At 67.1% G+C, this 17,779-nt stretch carries 14 protein-coding genes; 6 read left to right on the top strand and 8 right to left on the bottom strand.

Annotated features, from left to right (window positions below; translation table 11 throughout):
- The 4 genes from A5732_RS06025 to A5732_RS06010 all read right to left on the bottom strand — a co-directional run.
- A partial coding sequence (locus A5732_RS06025; RefSeq protein ID WP_142256564.1) for a PPE family protein occupies positions 1–560 on the bottom strand: 560 nt, incomplete at its 3' end.
- A gap of 7 nt (positions 561–567) precedes the next feature.
- On the bottom strand, positions 568–867 hold the full coding sequence (locus tag A5732_RS06020; RefSeq protein WP_076101433.1) for a PE family protein: 300 nt from the start codon (positions 865–867) through the stop codon (positions 568–570).
- 77 nt (positions 868–944) lie between these two features.
- Entirely contained in the window at positions 945–2,201 is a 1,257-nt protein-coding gene (locus A5732_RS06015) for a PPE family protein (protein ID WP_076055569.1), read from the bottom strand.
- Between the two features lie 484 nt (positions 2,202–2,685).
- Positions 2,686–2,880, bottom strand: a complete 195-nt coding sequence (locus A5732_RS06010) for a ferredoxin (protein ID WP_076055422.1) — start codon at positions 2,878–2,880, stop codon at positions 2,686–2,688.
- A gap of 255 nt (positions 2,881–3,135) precedes the next feature.
- On the opposite strand from A5732_RS06010, the gene A5732_RS06005 reads away from it, so the two are divergent.
- The gene (locus A5732_RS06005; RefSeq protein ID WP_076101432.1) at positions 3,136–4,299 is read left to right on the top strand and encodes a cytochrome P450; all 1,164 of its coding nucleotides are present in this window, start codon (positions 3,136–3,138) and stop codon (positions 4,297–4,299) included.
- Positions 4,300–4,329: 30 nt separating this feature from the next.
- On the opposite strand, the gene eccCa is transcribed toward A5732_RS06005, so the two are convergent.
- Positions 4,330–8,496, bottom strand: coding sequence for a type VII secretion protein EccCa (gene eccCa, locus A5732_RS06000; RefSeq protein ID WP_076055426.1), 4,167 nt, complete (start codon positions 8,494–8,496; stop codon positions 4,330–4,332).
- Positions 8,493–10,010, bottom strand: coding sequence for a type VII secretion protein EccB (gene eccB / locus A5732_RS05995; RefSeq protein ID WP_076101429.1), 1,518 nt, complete (start codon positions 10,008–10,010; stop codon positions 8,493–8,495). Before eccB ends, eccCa begins: the two co-directional genes overlap by 4 nt.
- A gap of 425 nt (positions 10,011–10,435) precedes the next feature.
- On the opposite strand from eccB, the gene malQ reads away from it, so the two are divergent.
- From malQ to A5732_RS05970, 5 genes are all read left to right on the top strand, one after another.
- The gene (gene malQ, locus A5732_RS05990) at positions 10,436–12,592 is read left to right on the top strand and encodes a 4-alpha-glucanotransferase (protein ID WP_076101427.1); all 2,157 of its coding nucleotides are present in this window, start codon (positions 10,436–10,438) and stop codon (positions 12,590–12,592) included.
- A gap of 35 nt (positions 12,593–12,627) precedes the next feature.
- Positions 12,628–13,509 (top strand): LLM class F420-dependent oxidoreductase, encoded by an 882-nt coding sequence (locus A5732_RS05985; protein ID WP_076101425.1) that lies wholly within the window; start codon positions 12,628–12,630, stop codon positions 13,507–13,509.
- Positions 13,506–13,976 (top strand): nuclear transport factor 2 family protein, encoded by a 471-nt coding sequence (locus A5732_RS05980; RefSeq protein ID WP_076101423.1) that lies wholly within the window; start codon positions 13,506–13,508, stop codon positions 13,974–13,976. The genes A5732_RS05985 and A5732_RS05980 overlap by 4 nt, the downstream gene beginning before the upstream one ends.
- Positions 13,977–14,282: 306 nt before the next feature.
- Positions 14,283–16,025 (top strand): molybdopterin-dependent oxidoreductase, encoded by a 1,743-nt coding sequence (locus A5732_RS05975; protein WP_076055433.1) that lies wholly within the window; start codon positions 14,283–14,285, stop codon positions 16,023–16,025.
- A 100-nt stretch (positions 16,026–16,125) separates the two neighbouring features.
- Positions 16,126–16,410 (top strand): hypothetical protein, encoded by a 285-nt coding sequence (locus tag A5732_RS05970; RefSeq protein ID WP_076101421.1) that lies wholly within the window; start codon positions 16,126–16,128, stop codon positions 16,408–16,410.
- 16 nt (positions 16,411–16,426) lie between these two features.
- Here A5732_RS05970 and A5732_RS05965 read toward each other — a convergent pair whose 3' ends face one another.
- Both A5732_RS05965 and A5732_RS05960 read right to left on the bottom strand, forming a co-directional pair.
- Positions 16,427–16,855, bottom strand: coding sequence for a type II toxin-antitoxin system Rv0910 family toxin (locus A5732_RS05965; RefSeq protein WP_064950009.1), 429 nt, complete (start codon positions 16,853–16,855; stop codon positions 16,427–16,429).
- Between the two features lie 224 nt (positions 16,856–17,079).
- Entirely contained in the window at positions 17,080–17,637 is a 558-nt protein-coding gene (locus A5732_RS05960; protein ID WP_076055436.1) for a hypothetical protein, read from the bottom strand.
- Positions 17,638–17,779: the final 142 nt, after the last annotated feature.

Here is a 17,779-nt window from a genome sequence, read left to right as displayed (position 1 = left end):
GCCGCGGCCTGGTTGGCCTGGCCCGCCTGGTTGGTCACCTCGGGCGCCTTCTGGAACTGCGTCACCTTCGTCGCCGACGAGGACTGGCCCGCGTAGCCGTACATCGCGCCCGCGTCCTGCGCCCACATCTCGCCGTACTGGGATTCCAGTTGGGCGATCAGCGGGGTGTTCTGCCCCAGCACGTTCGTCGCCTGCAGCTGCTGCGATTGCATCCGGTTGGCTGCGATCAACGGGGGCGGCACCGAGGAGGCCAGCGCGGTCTCATACGCCGCGGCCGCCGCGCGTGCCTGGGTGGCCGCCTCCTCAGCCTGCGCGGCCGTGGCGGTCATCCATGCGGCGTAGGGAGCCGCCGCCTGGGCCATCGCCGCCGAGGCGGTGCCGGTCCATTCCTCGCTGCTCAGCGCGGTGATCACCTGCTCGTAGCTCAGCGCCGCCGAGTTGAGCTCGGCCGCCAGCGCGCTCCACGCCGACGCCGCGGCCATCAAGGACCCCGACCCCGGACCAGAATAAATTCGCGCCGAATTGAACTCCGGCGGAAACGCTCCGTAATCCAACATCATTGACTCCTTAACCAGTCGCGGCCGCGTTGGCCGCCTCAGTCACCGCGTACGACCCGGAGCTGGTGCTCAGGGTGTTGACAAACATTTCGTGAATCGCCGCCGCTTGAGCGCTGACGGCCTGGTACATCTGCCCGTGCGCGGCGAACTGCGCCGCCGTGAGCGCCGAGACCTCGTCGGCGGCCGCCGGCACCACCCCCGTCGTCGGGGCCGCTGCAGCGGCGTTCTGAGCGCTCAGCGTTGAGCCAATGGTCTGAAGATTGCCCGCTGCGGCGGCAAGCGCCTCGGGCTGCGCGGTCACAAAGGACATCTAGTTTCCTTCCCTTCGGTGAAGCCCGGCGAGCATTGCGTTGAGTTGACCGTTCATGGCGTTCATCTGGACTTTTCTTATCCGGCGGATGGTGGGCGGGTGAGCACGCTGTAGCGGAAGCCGTACTTGTTGACATAGCCGGCGGCCGCGCCGCGTCGCCCGATCGACCCGACCGGCATGCCGCGCAGCAGACCATTGGCCGGGGAATTCGCCCCACCGGTCGCCGCGGCCTCGATCGGCGTTACCTCCTCGGACAGTGCCGCCGGGGTCACCGACGAGGTCAGCGTCCCCCAATGCTGCGGCACCGAGAGCAGCCCCACCCGGCCGGCCTGGCCGACCCCGGCGGAGACGGCACCCACGTGGCCGACACCGCCCAGGTTGCCCAGACCCAGGGCCGCGAACTGCGGTGTGGGGTACCAGGCACCACCGGCACCTGCCGTGCTACCCCCGGGACCGAAGACCAACTGCTGGGAGAGCTGCGACCAGAAGGCGACGATGCCGTTGGAGAAATACCCGAGACCCGAGGTCTGCTTGAGCAGCACGGTGTAGAGCGTGGGATTCAGCCCCAGGTAGTTGTTTGTGGGAGTCGGCAGCCCGGAATTCAACAGGTCCTGAAGTGTGCTCGAGATCAGCCCTGGATTCGAGGTAGCCGCGGTCGTTTGTGTCGCCGCCTGAGTTGTGCTGGCCGACAACGCTTGTGGGGTCGCCAGCTGGGACGTGGTCTGTGCGGTGTTCTGTGCGGTGTTGCCCGCCGGCTCGGCGACGGCCTTGGCGACCGCGGCGGCCTGGTCGGAGTCCGCCTCCGGGGTGGTCGTGTTGGGCGGCGTGACGAACGGGCTCAACGTCGAGGCGGCCGCCGAAGACGCGGTGTATCCGGCCATAGCGCCCGCGTCTTGCGCCCACATCTCCATGTACTGCGCCTCGGTGGCCGCGATCGCGGGCGTGTTCTGCCCGAAGAAATTGGTCGCCACCAGGGTCGCCAGCAAGACTCGATTGGCGGCGATCACCGGTGGCGGCACCGTCATCGCAAACGCCGCCTCAAAGGCAGCAGCGGCCGCCCGGCCCTGCCCCGCCGTCTCCTCCGCCTGCGCGGCCATGGTACTGAGCCAGCTCACGTACGGGGTGATCGCCGACAGCATCGACATCGATGCCGGTCCTATCCACGGCCCGCTGGTGAGCTCGGTAACCACCGAGTTGTAGCCGCTGGCCGCTACACCCAATTCCGCCGCAATCTCATCCCAGGCGGCGGCCGCGGCCATCATTGGCCCCGACCCCGGACCCGCATACATGCGACCGGAATTGATTTCGGGCGGTAACGCCGCGAAGTCAAACACCGTGTCCTCCTCAGTCGGCCGCGAACGCATGCGATCTCGGCTGTCACATAGGAATCAGTGGTGGTCGTGGTCACGGCTCTGTAAACGACGCCACCGGTCGGCTGCCGAAACCGAGGGGGTCGCTGTGCGATGCCTTCCGCCCGCAACCCCATCAGCCGCGCCGGACGATGCATATTGACCGATTGGCTGTGCCCGCAAAGGTGGTCTGCCACCGCACTTCTCGGACATCCGGTCAAGAACGTCATGCACCTTCTGGCCTCGGCTTATCCCCCGCTATCAGCAACCGAGCGACAGCTCGCGTGTGCCCGAACTGCCGCCCGCGACTGAGATTAGTTCGTTACGAGGCAAACGCCGACACCCAAAGCCACCTGTTCATCAATGGCCAGCCACTGTTCATTCCCGGTCGGCGGGAGTTCATTGAAGGCAACGGATTGTTCATCATCCGTTTGCTTTTCGCCCGCTGCGCCAGGACAGATTTGCGCGGTCAGTCCTCTTCGAGAATCAGTGCCATTTCGGGGCAGGAAGCCACGCCGTCGCGAGTCAATTGCTCGTCTTCGGGTGCGACGTCGTGCTCCTCGAGAATCGAATAGCCGGACTCGTCGATGGGAAACAGGTCTGGGTCGACGGCGTAGCACTGGGCGTGGCCCACACATTTCGACTGTTCCAGACGAACCTTCACGAGGTTTCCTCCCTAGGCCGGGCCGGCACTTCACGGTTCGGTACCCAGGTTAGTCGGTCGGTAAGGTATCGAGGGTGTTCGCCAGCCGATTCCGTACGCCGGGCGCTCCGGATCGGCCCGGGTAGGCGTGTCCGTGTTCCTTTGCCGCGCATGCAATATTGATGTGCCGCCACATGTTGATGTCGACGAAGTCCGACGAAGGCGCAACCGCGTCGCGGTTTTGGCACAAATACAGACAACCGGAGATCGAAGCGCATGAGCGAAGGCCAGCCCGGCTCGTTCTACCTACCCCGACTTGATTTCGCCACGCTACCGATGACCACCGACCGGGGCGTCGGATGGAAGACGCTGCGCGACGCCGGACCCGTGGTCTTCATGAACGGCCACTACTACATCACCCGGCGCGAAGACGTGCTGGCCGCACTGCGCAACACCAAGGTTTTCTCATCGACGGTGCTGCAGCCCCCGGGCCACCCATTGCCGGTGCTGCCGCTGGCTTTTGATCCGCCCCAGCACACCCGCTATCGCCAGATTTTGCAGCCGTATTTCAGCCCCCACGCGTTGAGCAAGTCGCGCCCGGTGCTGCAGCGCCATGCCGGCGAGATGATCGGCGCCCTGGCCGGCCGGGGCGAGTGCGAGGTGATGGCGGACTTCGCCAACCTGTATCCGTTTCAGGTGTTCCTGGATCTCTACGGCCTGCCGGTCGAGGATCGTGACCGCCTCATCGACTGGAAAGACGCCGTCGTCAGCGAAAAGCCCTTCATCACCCAGAGCGACGTCGAGAAGTCCGATCAACTGCTGCAGTATCTGGCCGATGCCATCGCGCAGCGCCGGCAGAACCCGGGGTCGGACATGCTGTCCAAGGTGATAACCGGCAAGGGCAATTTCACCGACCTCGAGCTGCTGGGCATGAGTCACCTGCTGATCCTGGCCGGTTTGGACACGGTGACCGCGGCCATCGGGTTCTCCTTGTACGAGTTGGCGCGCAGGCCGCAGCTGCGCAAGGAACTGCGCGACAATCCAAAGCAGATCAGGGTTTTCATCGAGGAGATCGTCCGGCTCGAACCGTCGGCCCCGGTGGCCCCGCGGATCACCACCGAATTCGTCGAAGTCGGCGGCATGACACTGCCGCCGGGCACGTCGGTACGGCTGTGCATGGCCGCGGTCAATCGCGACGGCAGCGATTCGATGTCCACCAACGAGCTCAACATGGACGGAAAAGTCCACCGGCACTGGGGGTTTGGCGGCGGGCCGCATCGCTGCCTGGGCTCTCACCTGGCCCGCATCGAACTGACGGTGATCGTCGCGGAATGGCTGTCGCAGATTCCGGATTTCGAACTGCCCGAGGACTACTCCCCCGACATCAATTACCCGTCAAAGAGTTTCGCGCTCAAGGCATTGCCGCTGCGCTGGGGCTGAACCCGGTCGGCCCCAGCGCAGCGCGCCGTCCTACTTGCGGAAATCGGTCGCTGCGACCTGAACGAACACGCCGGTGTCCTCGGCCATCAGCAGGCCTCGGCCACGGGGCAGCGGACCACCCTTCATCTTGCCGCGGATGAATCCCTCGTCGGGATCGGCGTCCATCACCAGCAGCGGCGCGTTCGCCTGGGCCAGTGCCCGCAACATCGGGTCGCTGCCGGCCGAGGACCAACCACCGAACGTCCGCGTGACGATCACGTGCAGGCCGACGTCGGCGGCCCGGGTCACCCACGGCGCGGCCTTGTGCAACGGCGAGTCGAAGCCGGCCGGCAGCTGCTGGATGTCGTCGACGATCAGGAAGATCTCCGGCCCGCTCCACCAGTTCCGCGACAGCAGCTCTTCGGCGGACAGGCCCGGCGGCGGCTCGCGGCCTGCCAGGACCGCGGCCAGTTCGCCCATCATCGCCTGCACGCCGTCGAGGTTGTAGGCGAACTTCTCCACGTAGTCGGAGCCGAGCGTGGTCAGCAGCTGACGACGCGGGTCCACCAGCCACACCTGGGCCGAGCGCTGCCCCGCCGGCGGCGGCGGTGCGCTGGTCGCTCCCGGTGCGTACAACCGCCCGATCTCGGACATGATCGTGGCCAGCGTCGTGGTACGCCCACATTCGCGACGGCCGGTCACCATCAGGTGCGCGTTCTCGGCGAAGTTGAGATACACCGGAGACAGGTCCAATTCCGAGATGGCCCAAGCGATTCCGCCCGCGCCGACGCCCTGGCGGGTGTCCTGCGCGGCGAGCTCGCGGAGCTGTTCCACCCCGAAGGTCGCCGGCAGCCGGCGCACCGGCGGAGCCTGAGCGCTGGTGATGCGGCTGACGGCTTCGACGATGCTGTCGGACTCGAATCGGTTGTCGGGCGTGCTGGCCAGCGCGGGACGTGCCACCAAAGTGTGTAGACCGGACTGCGGGTCGGCGTCGAGGCGGACGTAGTTGACCGCGACCATGCCGCGACCCGGCTTGACCGGAACGTCCTTGGCGAAACGTGAGCGCACCAGCTTCGCGTCTTCCACCGCGGCCAGCCGCAGCTCGACCCGCGAGCCGAACCCGCTGCGCACCGGCGGCCGCAGCTCCGATTCGCGATCGGCGGTGACCACCACGTGCACCCCGAACGAGGGGCCCTGGTTGATGATCACGTTGACCTGCTCGATCAGCACCTCGTTCTCTTCGGCCAGCGCCCGGTAGTTGTCCACCACCAGGTAGACGTCGCCGAAGCCGTCGTTGGGAACCGGACCGGGCTCGTTGCCGAACTTGCGCCGCCGGAACACCTCCATCGAGGCGATCCCGTACTCGAGGAAGCTGCGCTTGCGCTCCCGCACCAGCGCCAGCAGCTCGGCCACCGTGCGGCGAACGCCGTACGGGTCGGTCGGGCCGGCCACCTCACCGACGTGCGGCAGCCGGGCGACGGTGGTCAGCGCGGTGCTGCTGTAGGCCAGGCAGTAGAACTGGATCTGCTCGGGGGTGTGGGTCAGCGCCGCCGAACAGATCAGGGTCTGCAGCGCGGTCGTCTTACCCGAACCACCTGCGCCCAGGATCAGGACGTTGGCACCGGGCCCCGACGTGTCGACCGTCCACGGCGGCTGGTCGTGCTTGAAGGGACGGTCGATGATCCCGATCGGGAAGACCAGATCCTGCGCGGTGCCGTAGTCCTGCTGCCAGGGGCGGCCGAGGAACCGGTTCACCAACTCGTCGATGGCGACGGGCTGGCTCAGCGGCGGCTGCCACAGCCGGTACGGCTGGAAGTCGATCTTGCGCAGCTGGTCGATGATGACCGTGCCGACCTTGGGTGTCCGGATCCCTTCGGAGTCGTCGTCCTCGGCCGCCTCGATCGGAAGCGCGTCGCCGTCGGTGGGGATCGCGGGCGCGGTGATCTCCGGTCCCCCCACGCTGACTTCCAGCGGGGTGAACGAGTTGGTGAACAGTTGCGGACGGACGTAGTCGATGCTGTGCACCAGCGCCGGCGCTTCATCTCCGTCGTCGGTGAGGCCGCGCGGGAAATAGTCCCGCCACAGGAACTCGGCCTGGAACCGGGTGATGTCTTCCAGACTGCGGCGGAAGTAGCCCAGACCGGCCTGGGCGGGCAGGTTGACCGCGTTCGGCACACCGGCCGCCTGCGCCGCACCGGCGGTACGCGCCTTCAGCACCAACCGGTAACCCATGTTCTCCATGAGCTTTTCGGCGCGGCTCTCAATGGTCTGCGACGCCATCATCAGGTGGATCCAGTACGCGCGACCCTGACGGCCGATGGAGTCGAGGACGTCGACCGCGGTCGGCATGATCCGGAACCACTCGTAGAACTCGTCGATGACGACCACGAGCATCGGCAGCGGCGCCATGTCCTGGCCGCGTGCCCGCATCCGGCTGCGCACCGAGTTGTATTCCTTGGCGTCGTCGACGCCGGCGCTGTCGCAGATCGCCTTGCGGCGGGCGATCTCACCCCACAGCGCGTCCAGGAAGCGCTCCATCAACGCCTGGTCTTCTTCCAGGTCGGTGATGATCCGGGACACGTGCGGCACGCCGGCGAACGGCTTGACCGCCGACCCACCCTTGAGGTCGGCCAGCACGAACTGCAGCTCCTCCGGCGGGTGGCTGAGCATCAGCGATTCGATCACGGTTCGCACCAGGGTCGATTTACCCGATCCGGTCGTACCGGACATGACGCCGTGCGGGCCGTCGCCGCCTTCGTCCAGCGACTTCATGTCCAGGAAAAGCAGCTCGCCGTTGTCGGAACGTACACCGAACGGCGCGCGCAACCGGGACCTGCCCATCGCGTCGTTGCGGCTACCCCACAGCGCCTCGAAGTCGATGCGGCCCGGATCGTCAATCCCGTAGTAGGACATGATGTCTCGGGCGCCGATGTGCGCCACCCGCTGGCCGATCTCCTCGTACGCCTCGGCGAGCCGCCAGCGCGCCAGCTTCTGCGCGAACTCCTCGGCCTCGGCGGTGCTGATGTGGTCGGTAAGGGCGAAGAACCAGGGCTTCTCGTCGATGACCATCCAGGTGTCGCGGTCGCGGGGCAGCGCCTCGATCACACCCTTCTCGTCGAACCGCAGCGTGCGCTCCGGGACCGCGCTCCACATCGCGGAACCGGTCAGGTCGAAGAACGTCACCCCGTCGACGCCCTCGCCGCTGATCACGTACTCCCATTGCGGGTCGACGGCATCGGCGATGATCACGGTGTGCGGAGTCGGCGTCTGGGCCGACGAACTGGCGTGGCGAGGCGTGAAAGAGCCACGGCCGGCGAACAATTCAGCCTGCTCGGCGGCGAACTCGCGCACCGAGCTGTAGACCATCCGCGCGTTGCCGGCAGCGTCCTGGCGGCGCGGGTCACCGAAGTGCGGCAGCCACTTCACCCAGTCCCATTCGTCCAGGTTCGAACTGACCACGATCATGCGCATGTGGTCGGGCCCGTGCGAGAACGCCAGCTGGCAGATGATCGCCCGCATCAGTCCCACCGCCTGCTCGCGATCTCCGGCCAGCGAGTACCAGGGCTCGACCAGCACCGAGATCATCTTGGGCAGGTTGTAGACGACGCTTTGGTAGCGCCCGAATTCCTGAAGCGCCTTACCGGTCACCGGCTCCAGCTCGATGTCGGTCGGCATGTTCTGGGGCTCACCCCAGGTCACCTCGGGACGCGTCATACCGACGCCGACGCGGACCACGCCGAAGTTCAGATCCTTGCCGTCGGGCTTGCGTTCCCACATCCGCGACGACCCGACCGCGGCGGCCAGTGTGGTGGGCGCCGGGTGGAACCACCGGTAGTTGGCGTCCATGCTGTCGGCCGACTCGTGGGCGGTCTCGCGCAGCATGTCCAGCATCAGCATGAACTGGGCGCGCATCGAGTCCAGCTTGGGCCGGCTCATCTGCTGCTGGCCGCCGAACCGGCCGCCGAACATCATCATCGCGACGCCACCGATCATGAAGATCGGGAAGATTGATCCGGCGCCGCCGAACACGTGCGAGCCGCTGGCGAAGGTCATGGCGACCATACCGATCAGCAGGCCGACCACCACGACGCCGACCACGATCAGCCACCAGGGCTTGCCCTCCGGCGGCGGGATGCTCAACGGCGTCGGAAGGACGATGTTCTCCGGCTTGATTACCGGAGGCTTCTCCGGCGTCGGCCGCGCAAATCCACGTTTCACTTCGGTACCGCCAACTCTCCTGGTGACATATCCATCGGTAGCGTGTCGTGCTCCACCAGCGCATCCGCCCGCGACAACGTCGGGCCCTGCGGCAGCAGCCGCAGCGCCACCCACGGCGCCAGGCCCGGTTTCGTCTTGAGGCCCAACGCTTCTCGTACCTCGCGGGTGTCGTCGACTCCGAATCGGGCACCCGCATCCGTGAGCCACCACAACGATTCGGTGGTCTTGGCTCCGGGGTCGTTTCCGGTGACGGCCACGAAGTTCGCGTAGTCGGGCCCGAAGAAGACCTGATCGGCTTCGCGACCGGTGGTGTCGGCCTTGACCAGCGACACCACCCTGTTGGCGTCCTTCTGCTCGACCGGAATGGTCGCGCCGGAGATGATCTGGACGCGGGCCCGGTTCTCACCGGAGGTCTTCTGCCACCACCAGCAGGTCGCCGGGTTCTCGCGGATGTCCATCACGTTCAGCGGCGCGTCCGGGTAGGACGACAGATCCAGCTTGTTGACCACCGGCATCTTCGCCAGCGCGGACGGCTCCACGGTCACCGGCTTGGTGTTGCCCGGCCCGGCGTTCTGCAGGATCTGGGCCACCAACGGCGGCAGCGTCTGCACACCGTCGGCCAACACCAATGAATACTGTTGCGGCCCACTGATTTGCGGGGTGACGATCACCGTGCCGATCGGACCCGGCGCGTTCGGGAACGACGCTCCGGCGCCGGCATTCTGGATCTGCGGCACGGTCAGTTCCGGACCCACCGGCAACGCGTCATACAGGGCGCGGCTCATCGGCTTGGCCATGCTGACCTGCTCCGGGGTGAGACCCAACGGCAGCAGCACCGAGCGGTTCGACCCGTCGATGCGGGAGCGACGTCCGTCCCGGATCACCCAGGCGTCGCCGCTGTAGTTCAGCACCACCGCGTCCGACCCCGTCAGCACCCGCCGGTGGTTGCCCAGATCGGGGTTGCCGTCGATCACCGTCACCGTCACACCGGACGGCGCCCCGGCGCCGGTCGAGTTCGCCACGGTGTCGCACACCAACCAGGACGACGCGGCCGGGCTGGTCGGGTGGAAGCTGGACGGTGCACCCGGGATGCCCACCATCGGACCGCGCGGCAGGCTGGCGATCTGGTTGGACTTGACCAGGTGCGGGTTGTCCGGGCGGCCGGTGATGAGGCGGGCCGACGCCAGGTTCAGCGCCGGGTACAACTTCTCGCCGACCCGGACGTACAGGGCACCCGAGTCGCGGTCGGCGATGATCGGCGACTCGTTGATCTGGCCGGCCGGGCTGATGAAGGAGTAAAGCAGCGCGCCGAGGCAGATCACCAGCGCGGCCGAGATCGATGCCACCACCGCCAGGTTCTGACGCCGTCCCGGCTCGACCTCCATGCGGACGCGCCACCGGGTCAATGCCATCGCGGTCCGGCGCGCAAGGAACTGGTAGCCGGTCACCTGGGTCCGGGTCGACAACCCGAGGCCGTACCCCGACCCGCGCTGCCCGCGACTCTCTTCCGCCACTTAATTCACCATCCGGTCTACTGATGCGCCTGGATATTGTCCGGCTGAACTGATCCAGCGCGAATTACATGACAACCGTAAGGCACCTGCGCGGACCTCGCCACGCGGCGCCAAAGCCATTCACTTCTACATCTCTTTATGCACCCGGGGCGGGCCGCGTTCGCCGCGCCGGGGCCACTGGCCAGGACGGCGCCGACACGCCCCGTTGAGCTGGCAGTTTCGTTCCCCCACGGATGAGCCGACCGGATCCTTTTGGTCTCCTCGGAACATCGTAGTGGCCGCGCGGCCTTTCGTCCTGTCGAGCGCACGAAGCCCTTCTCGGGAGAAGCCGTAAATGAATGGCAGGCCACCACACAGCAAAGAATGCGCCAACTCGCGTCGGGTCCGAGTCGCAGGGCCGCGAATCCTGGCAGCAAGATGGCCGTATGACTGAACTCGCGCCGTCGCTGATCGAACTCGCCCGGAGGTACGGCATCGCGACGGACTACGAGGACTGGACCGGCCGGCGGGTGCGGGTTTCCGAGACCACGCTGAAGGCCGTGCTGGGCGCCCTCGGCGTCGCCGCCGACAACGAGCAGGAGCGCAATTTCGCGCTGACCGCGAAGCTGCGGGCGCACTGGGCGCGCCGGCTGCCGGCGACCATCGTCGGGCGTACCGGCGAGCCGATCCGGTTCTGGGCGCATGTCACCCACGGCGATCCAGCCGAGGTGTGGTTGCAGCTCGAAGACGGCACGGTGCGCGGCGGTGTCGAGCAGGTCGACAACTTCACGCCGCCGTTCGACCTGGACGGCCGCTGGGTGGGCGAGGCGAGCTTTCTGCTGCCCGCCCAGCTGCCCCTGGGCTATCACCGGGTGCACCTGCGCTCCGGCGACTCCGAGACCAGCACCGCGCTGATCGTCACGCCGGACTGGCTCGGGCTGCCGGAGCGGCTCGGCGCCCGGCGCGCGTGGGGCCTGGCCGTTCAGCTCTACAGCGTGCGGTCACGGCAGTCGTGGGGCATCGGCGACCTGACCGATCTCACCGACCTGGCGGTCTGGTCGGCGTCGCTCCACGGCGCCGACTATCTCCTGGTCAATCCCCTGCACGCGGCGGCCCCGACCAAGCCGATGGAGCCGTCGCCGTACCTGCCGACATCGCGGCGCTTCGTCAATCCGATTTACCTTCACGTCGAGGCGATCCCCGAATTCGCCGACCTGACCAAGCGCAGCCGGGTCCGCCGGCTGCGCTCCGAGGTGCAACAGCGCGCCGCCCGCGCCGACGCCATCGACCGCGACAGCTCGTGGGCGGCCAAGCGGGCAGCGCTCAAGCTGCTGCACGAAGAACCGCGGTCGGCGGGACGGGCGCTGTCCTACACCGCATTCCGTGACCGGGAAGGCCGCGCGCTGGACGACTTCGCCACCTGGTGTGCGCTGGCCGAGAAGTACGGCGCCGACTGGCACTCCTGGCCCGAGGCGCTGCAGCACCCGGACGCGTCCGGCGTCGCTGATTTCGTCGAAAAGTATTCGGACACAATCGATTTCCACCGCTGGCTGCAGTGGCAACTCGACGAGCAGCTGGCCGCGGCGCAGTCACAGGCGATCCGGGCCGGCATGTCGCTGGGCGTTATGCACGACCTGGCCGTCGGCGTGCATCCCAATGGCGCCGACGCCTGGGCGCTGCAGGACGTGATGGCGCTGGGCGTCACCGCGGGCGCACCGCCGGACGAGTTCAATCAGCTCGGCCAGGACTGGTCCCAACCGCCGTGGCGGCCAGACCGATTGGACGAGCACGAATATCGGCCGTTTCGCGCGCTGATCCGCGCGGTGCTGCGGCATGCCGGTGGCGTGCGCATCGACCACATCATCGGGTTGTTCCGACTCTGGTGGATCCCGAGGGGCACCTCACCCACCGAAGGCACCTACGTGCGGTACGACCACGAAGCCATGATCGGCATCGTCGCGCTGGAAGCGCATCGCGCCGGAGCGGTCGTCGTCGGGGAGGACCTCGGCACCGTCGAGCCGTGGGTGCGCGACTACCTCTTGCTACGCGGGCTGCTGGGCACCTCGATCCTCTGGTTCGAGCTGGACCGCGACGGTAACGGCGGCCCGCTGCCGGCCGAGCGCTGGCGCGAGTACTGCCTGTCCTCGGTCACCACGCACGACCTGCCGCCGACCGCCGGCTATCTGGCGGGCGACCATGTGCGGCTGCGCGATTCGCTGGGGCTGCTGACCCGTCCCGTCGAAGAGGAGCTCGAATCCGACCGGACGGAGCTGGCTGCGTGGATGGCCGAGCTGTGCCGGGTGGGGTTGCTCGAGGAAGGCGAGGAGGACCCCGAGCAGGTCGTCGTTGCGCTGTACCGCTATCTGGGCAGGACGCCGTCGCGGCTGCTGGGCGTGGCGCTGACCGACGCCGTCGGTGATCGCCGGACGCAGAATCAGCCCGGCACCACCGATGAATACCCCAACTGGCGGGTGCCGCTGACGGGTCCCGACGGGAGCGCGGTGATGCTCGAGGACGTGTTCACCGATCCGCGTACCGCCAGGCTCGCCGAAGCCGTGCGCGCCGCGATCGCGCCCGTCGCCACCGAAAGCGCCACCCGCTAGTCGCCCCGTCGGGTGCCTTGTTAGCTTCGAAAGCCATGAAGGTCTCAGTCGTGGCCCCGGTCGCCGACGGTGTCACTGCGGACCCCGACTGGATGGTGGCCTTCGCGCGCCACCTCGAAGCCTGCGGGTTCGAATCGATCGTCGTCGTCGAGCACACCGTGTTGCTCACCCGCTACGACAGCGTTTACCCCTACGACGATTCGGGTCGCGTCGGACTGGCGCCCGACTGCCCCATCCCGGATCCGCTTGACCTGCTTGCGTTTCTGGCCGGCCAGACCAGCCGCCTGCGCCTGGCCACCGGTGTGCTGGTCCTGCCCAACCACCACCCGGTGGTGCTGGCCAAGCGGGCCGCCACCGTCGACGCGCTGTCCGGCGGCAGGCTGCGTCTGTGTGTGGGCGTGGGCTGGCTGAAGGAGGAGCTGGCCGCCTGCGATGTGGATTTCGACAGCCGGGGCCGACGGGCCGACGAGCAGCTGGCCGTCATGCGGGAGTTGTGGGCCGAGCGGTCCGGCGGGGCGTCTTTCGCGGGCGAATTCTTCAACTTCGAGAATGTCATGTGCTATCCGAAACCCATTGCAGCGGAACGTCTTCCGATTAACATCGGCGGGCACAGCCGCGCCGCAGCGCGCCGCGCCGGACGCCTCGGCGACGGCTTCCAGCCGCTCGGGGTGACCGGGCCGCGTCTCGCGTCGCTGATCGAGCTGATGCGCGACGAGGCGACGGCAGCGGGCCGCGATCCGGCGGCGCTGGAGGTTTCGCTGGGCCACGCCGTCACCAAGATCGATGCCGAGCGCGCGGCCGCCCTCGCCGATCAGGGCGCCGACCGCCTGGTGCTGGCCATGCCGCCTACCACCGATATCGAGCAGGCCAAAGACCTGTTGTCGGCGTGTGCGCAACGGCTGTCCCTGAAATCATGACGCTGTCAGCCGACCAGCGGGCGGCGCTGAGCGATCTGGTGCACCGGTACGCCGCCCACGTCGATGACCGCGAATTCGACGCTGTTGCACGTCTTTTCACCGCCGACGCCGAACTGGTGGTGCCGGCACCGCCGGCCGATCTGCTGGCGATCCATTCGCATCGCGGCCGCGACGCCATCACAGCCGCCGTGGCGGTTGTCGCCGCCGTCGCCCGCACCGAGCACGCGATCATCGGTGAGGTCTACGACGCGGCCGCGCAACGCGGTGCCGCGCGCGGGCGGATCGCGTGCGTCGCGCACCACTGGAACGAACGCGACGCCGAACTGGTGGACGTGGCGTGGCACCTGCGTTACGACGACGAGTACGTGCTGACCGACGCGGGCTGGCGGATCAGCCGCCGGGCATTGACGGTCCACGCCATCGAGACCCGCCCGGTGCGCCGACTGCTGCCGCACGACCCTGACTAGCGTGTTGGCAGCAGATTATGCGCACACTCACAGCAAAACTCATCGGTTCGTATCTGCGGAACAAATCGACCCTTTCATTGGGTAGGTGCGGCTAACGCCCTCCTGTCTCGGCCAAATTTTGCGCGCTCGGCGCGCGTCCCGCCCATCGCACCCCGCGCGGGCGCCGCGACGAGGGCCGTCGTTCCCGATCGGCTCTAATTAATCCAGGTTGATTCGTGTAATTTCGGGCGCGTGACGAACACCGTTGATTCCGCGGGGACCGGTGGAGGGCGAGCGGCGCAGCGTGGCTCGGTATCGACGCTGGCAGTGGGCACGCCGCTGACCGTTAATCCGGACTACCGCAACGAGATACACACCGCCGAAGACGTCATCGATGTGGAGCACTACGGTGGCGGCTTCGATCTCACCAGGCGGGCCACCGCCCCGAAGCTACGCATCGGCCGCGACCGATGGTTCAACCTGCTGTGGCTGATCCCGATCGGGTTTGCCGTGCTGATCGCCGGGATCGCGGTGGGCAAAGGCCTGCACAACGTGCCGGCGGTGCAGTCGTTCATCCAGCGTTACCCCGGATCGGACAGCGCAGGCGTACCCCCCGGGCTGCCGGCGTGGATCGGCTGGACGCACTTCTTCAACCTCTTCATGATGATGTTCATCATCAGGACCGGGATCCAGATCCTCTGCGACCATCCCCGGCTTTACTTCAGCCGCAACGCGACCCCGGGTAAGGACGAGTGGCTGCGGGTGGGCCCGCCGGTTCCGGACGACGAGCTGTGGACCGCCAATGCCGACACCGTCGCCCTGCCGCCGCAGCTGGGGCTGCCCGGCTTCCGGCACTCCATCGGCCTGGCCCGCTGGTGGCATCTGGGCGTCGACGTGTTGTGGCTCGTCAACGGGGCCGTCTTCTACGTGTTGTTGTTCGCCACCGGTCAGTGGCGCCACATCGTGCCGACGAGCTGGGACGTCTTCCCGAACGCGGCGTCGGTGGCCATTCAGTACCTGTCGCTGGACTGGCCGACCGACAACGGCTGGGTCGCCTACAACGGCCTGCAGCTGCTGTCCTACTTCACCACCGTCTTCATCGCCGCCCCCGCCGCGTTGATCACCGGTCTGGGCATGTCGCCCGCGCTGTCGCAGCGCGTGCATTGGCTGAGCAAGCGGCTGAGCATTCAGCACGCACGCTCGCTGCATTTCGTGGTGCTGGTCTACTTCCTGTTCTTCATCCTGGTGCACGTGACGATGGTTTTGACGACCGAGGCGCTGCGCAATCTCAACCACATGTTCGCCTCCCGCGACGACAACAGCTGGATCGGTTTCGGCATCTTCGCCGCGGCCATGGTGCTGACCGCGATCGCGTGGGTGTGGGCCACTCCCTTCACCATTAAGCACCCCCGGGTGGTTCAGCGGGTCGGGTACGCCCTGGTGGGACCGTTCCAGCGGGTGCTCGAGCGGCTGGACCCCAAGCCCGGCGCCTTCACCGAGAAGGACATCTCGCCCCACCACTGGCGCAACGGCCGCCTGCCCGAGACCGTCGAGTACAAGGAACTGGAGCGCGACGACTTCAAGGACTGGCGGCTGAAGGTCTACGGCCTGGTCGAACACCCGATGGAATTCTCGCTCGAGGACCTGATGGCGCTGCCCTACCACGAGCAGATCAGCCAGCACTTCTGCATCCAGGCGTGGTCGGGCGTCGCCAAATGGGGTGGCGTGCAAATGAGAACGATCATGGACATCGTCAAACCGCTCCCCGAGGCGAAATGGGCGGTCTTCTATTCGATGGGGCTCGGCGCCACGGGCGGCATCTACTACAACGCCCATCACATCGGCCAGATGGACCACCATATGACGATGCTGGCCTACAACATGAACGACCAGCAGCTCCCGTACATGCACGGCAGACCGCTGCGGCTGCGCAACGAATTGCAGCACGGCTTCAAGCTGGTGAAGTGGATCAAGGGCATCGAGTTCGTCGCCGACTACCACGACATCGGCAGCGGTTACGGCGGTTACAGCGAAGACCACAAGTACTTCGGGCGTCACCAGACACTCTGAGCCGCGGCGCGCGTCACCTCCGCCAAGTCGTTTGTCCGAACGGCCATTCGGGTAGCACCAACCCATCGGCCGAAACGGATGTGACAGCAGAGGAGACGCCATGAGGCACCATCCTGTCGACCACGATCGGACCACTGACCGGTACGCGCACGGGTCGGCGCCTGCCGCGGCGCAAACACCCGGGCTCGTCGTGGTCGCTGCGGCCGCGCTGGCGTTCGCGGTATGCGTGGTGAATTTCGCGCTGGGTGAGGCCGGCGCCGGTGTCGCCGCGGCCATCATCTCGATGCTCGCGTTCGGGGCCGGCCTGTCCTGGCTTGCGATGGACCGCAGGCGAATTCGCGACGCGGAGCGGCAGTGGGTGATCAGGCACCCGACGGCCCGGTAGCGGCGCGGTAGGCCGGTTACCGCAGGGCCGCGAGGTTGTTCACGGACTTTTGCACGTCGGAGCGCAGCACGCGGGCGACCAGTCCCCCGACCGGCCCGCTGAGCACGCCACCGCCGAGATCGGCGGTGAGGTGGAACGTCGACCCGGGGTGACAATCGGTGACTGTCATCGCCACCGTGAGGCGGATGCCGCCGCGTCCGCGGCCCTGCAGCTCAATCGCTTTCGGCTCGTCGTATCGGGTGACCTCCCAGTGGATGACGTTGCGGAAGCCTTTGACCTTGACGCACGACGAGACACAGGTGCCCTTCTCGATCGTGTCGGGCACCGGCCCCCGCCACCCCGCGAAAATAGTCATCCACTCGTCGAATCGATCCAGGTCGGACGCCAGCTTCCACGCCGCCTCCGGTTCTACCTGCGATGACACCGAGACATCTACGCGAGCCAAAGTCTTCCCTCCCGTGGCGGATCAGAAACGACGTCGCCGCACGTGCCGGCGACAAACACACAACCCTGGTTGGGTACCCCGACACCGTCGCGCGTATTCCTGGGCCCGAGGCGCTCGAGCGGGAAGGTGGCGACCCGCTTCGCCCGGTACGCCGCGCTCGCGATCGCCACTAGCCGGGATGGTGGCGACCCGCTTCGCCCGGCACGCCGCGCTCGCGATCGCCACTAGGGCCAGGCCTGCTCCAGCTGCTGAGCCACGTCGATGATCTGTGCCGCCTGCGACTGGGGCGCGTCGATCTCGGTGGCGACATACTGCGCGATGAACCGCCGGATCTCACCGTCGACGCCGGCCAGGATCCGCAGCACCTCGCCGCGGATCGACTTCGACGAGACGTTGACGGTGATGTCGGAGGGCCGCGGCTTGGCGACGTCGACGATCAGCAACAGCGGTTCGGCCGCGCGCGCCGTCGCGCGCAATTGGATGTCCCCGGAGACCACAAATCGCTGCTTGTCGAGCCACAGGTCGACCAGCAGGTCGATCGAAAGCGGAATGTGGATGACGAAGGTGATGCTGTCGCCGAGCCGGCGAGTGACCCGCGGGTCCTGAATCTTGACGTTGGCACTGACTTTGGCGATGCCGCCCGGCCCCTGCGCTATCGGCTCCATGGCGAACTCGCTGCCGGCGATGTCGGCAAACGCGGCAGCGACCCGCTCGGGGGTGACAGCGACCTCGAAGAACCTGCGACCAAACTCTTCGTAGGTGACATAATCGTGATTCGTCATAGGCTTATACCGTCTCATGTCGCCTGCCGGAACGGTCGCTGATCTGCTCGCGTCGCACGATTCCGCGCCAGATCCCTCTCGTCGAACGAGCAAACCCGATCCGGTGCCCGGCGGGCGATCTGCGTCGATCGGACGGGTTTTG

Source organism: Mycobacterium colombiense (assembly GCF_001953985.1).
GTDB lineage: Bacteria > Actinomycetota > Actinomycetes > Mycobacteriales > Mycobacteriaceae > Mycobacterium > Mycobacterium colombiense_B.
This window is presented reverse-complemented; position numbering and strand designations above follow the sequence as displayed.

Excerpts from the sequence above, each read along its gene's own strand:
- A5732_RS06020 (WP_076101433.1), bottom strand. The coding sequence starts at position 867 with ATGTCCTTTGTGACCGCGCAGCCCGAGGCGCTTGCCGCCGCAGCGGGC.
- A5732_RS06005 (WP_076101432.1), top strand. The coding sequence starts at position 3,136 with ATGAGCGAAGGCCAGCCCGGCTCGTTCTACCTACCCCGACTTGATTTC.
- malQ (WP_076101427.1), top strand. The coding sequence starts at position 10,436 with ATGACTGAACTCGCGCCGTCGCTGATCGAACTCGCCCGGAGGTACGGC.
- A5732_RS05985 (WP_076101425.1), top strand. The coding sequence starts at position 12,628 with ATGAAGGTCTCAGTCGTGGCCCCGGTCGCCGACGGTGTCACTGCGGAC.
- A5732_RS05980 (WP_076101423.1), top strand. The coding sequence starts at position 13,506 with ATGACGCTGTCAGCCGACCAGCGGGCGGCGCTGAGCGATCTGGTGCAC.
- A5732_RS05970 (WP_076101421.1), top strand. The coding sequence starts at position 16,126 with ATGAGGCACCATCCTGTCGACCACGATCGGACCACTGACCGGTACGCG.
- A5732_RS05960 (WP_076055436.1), bottom strand. The coding sequence starts at position 17,637 with ATGACGAATCACGATTATGTCACCTACGAAGAGTTTGGTCGCAGGTTC.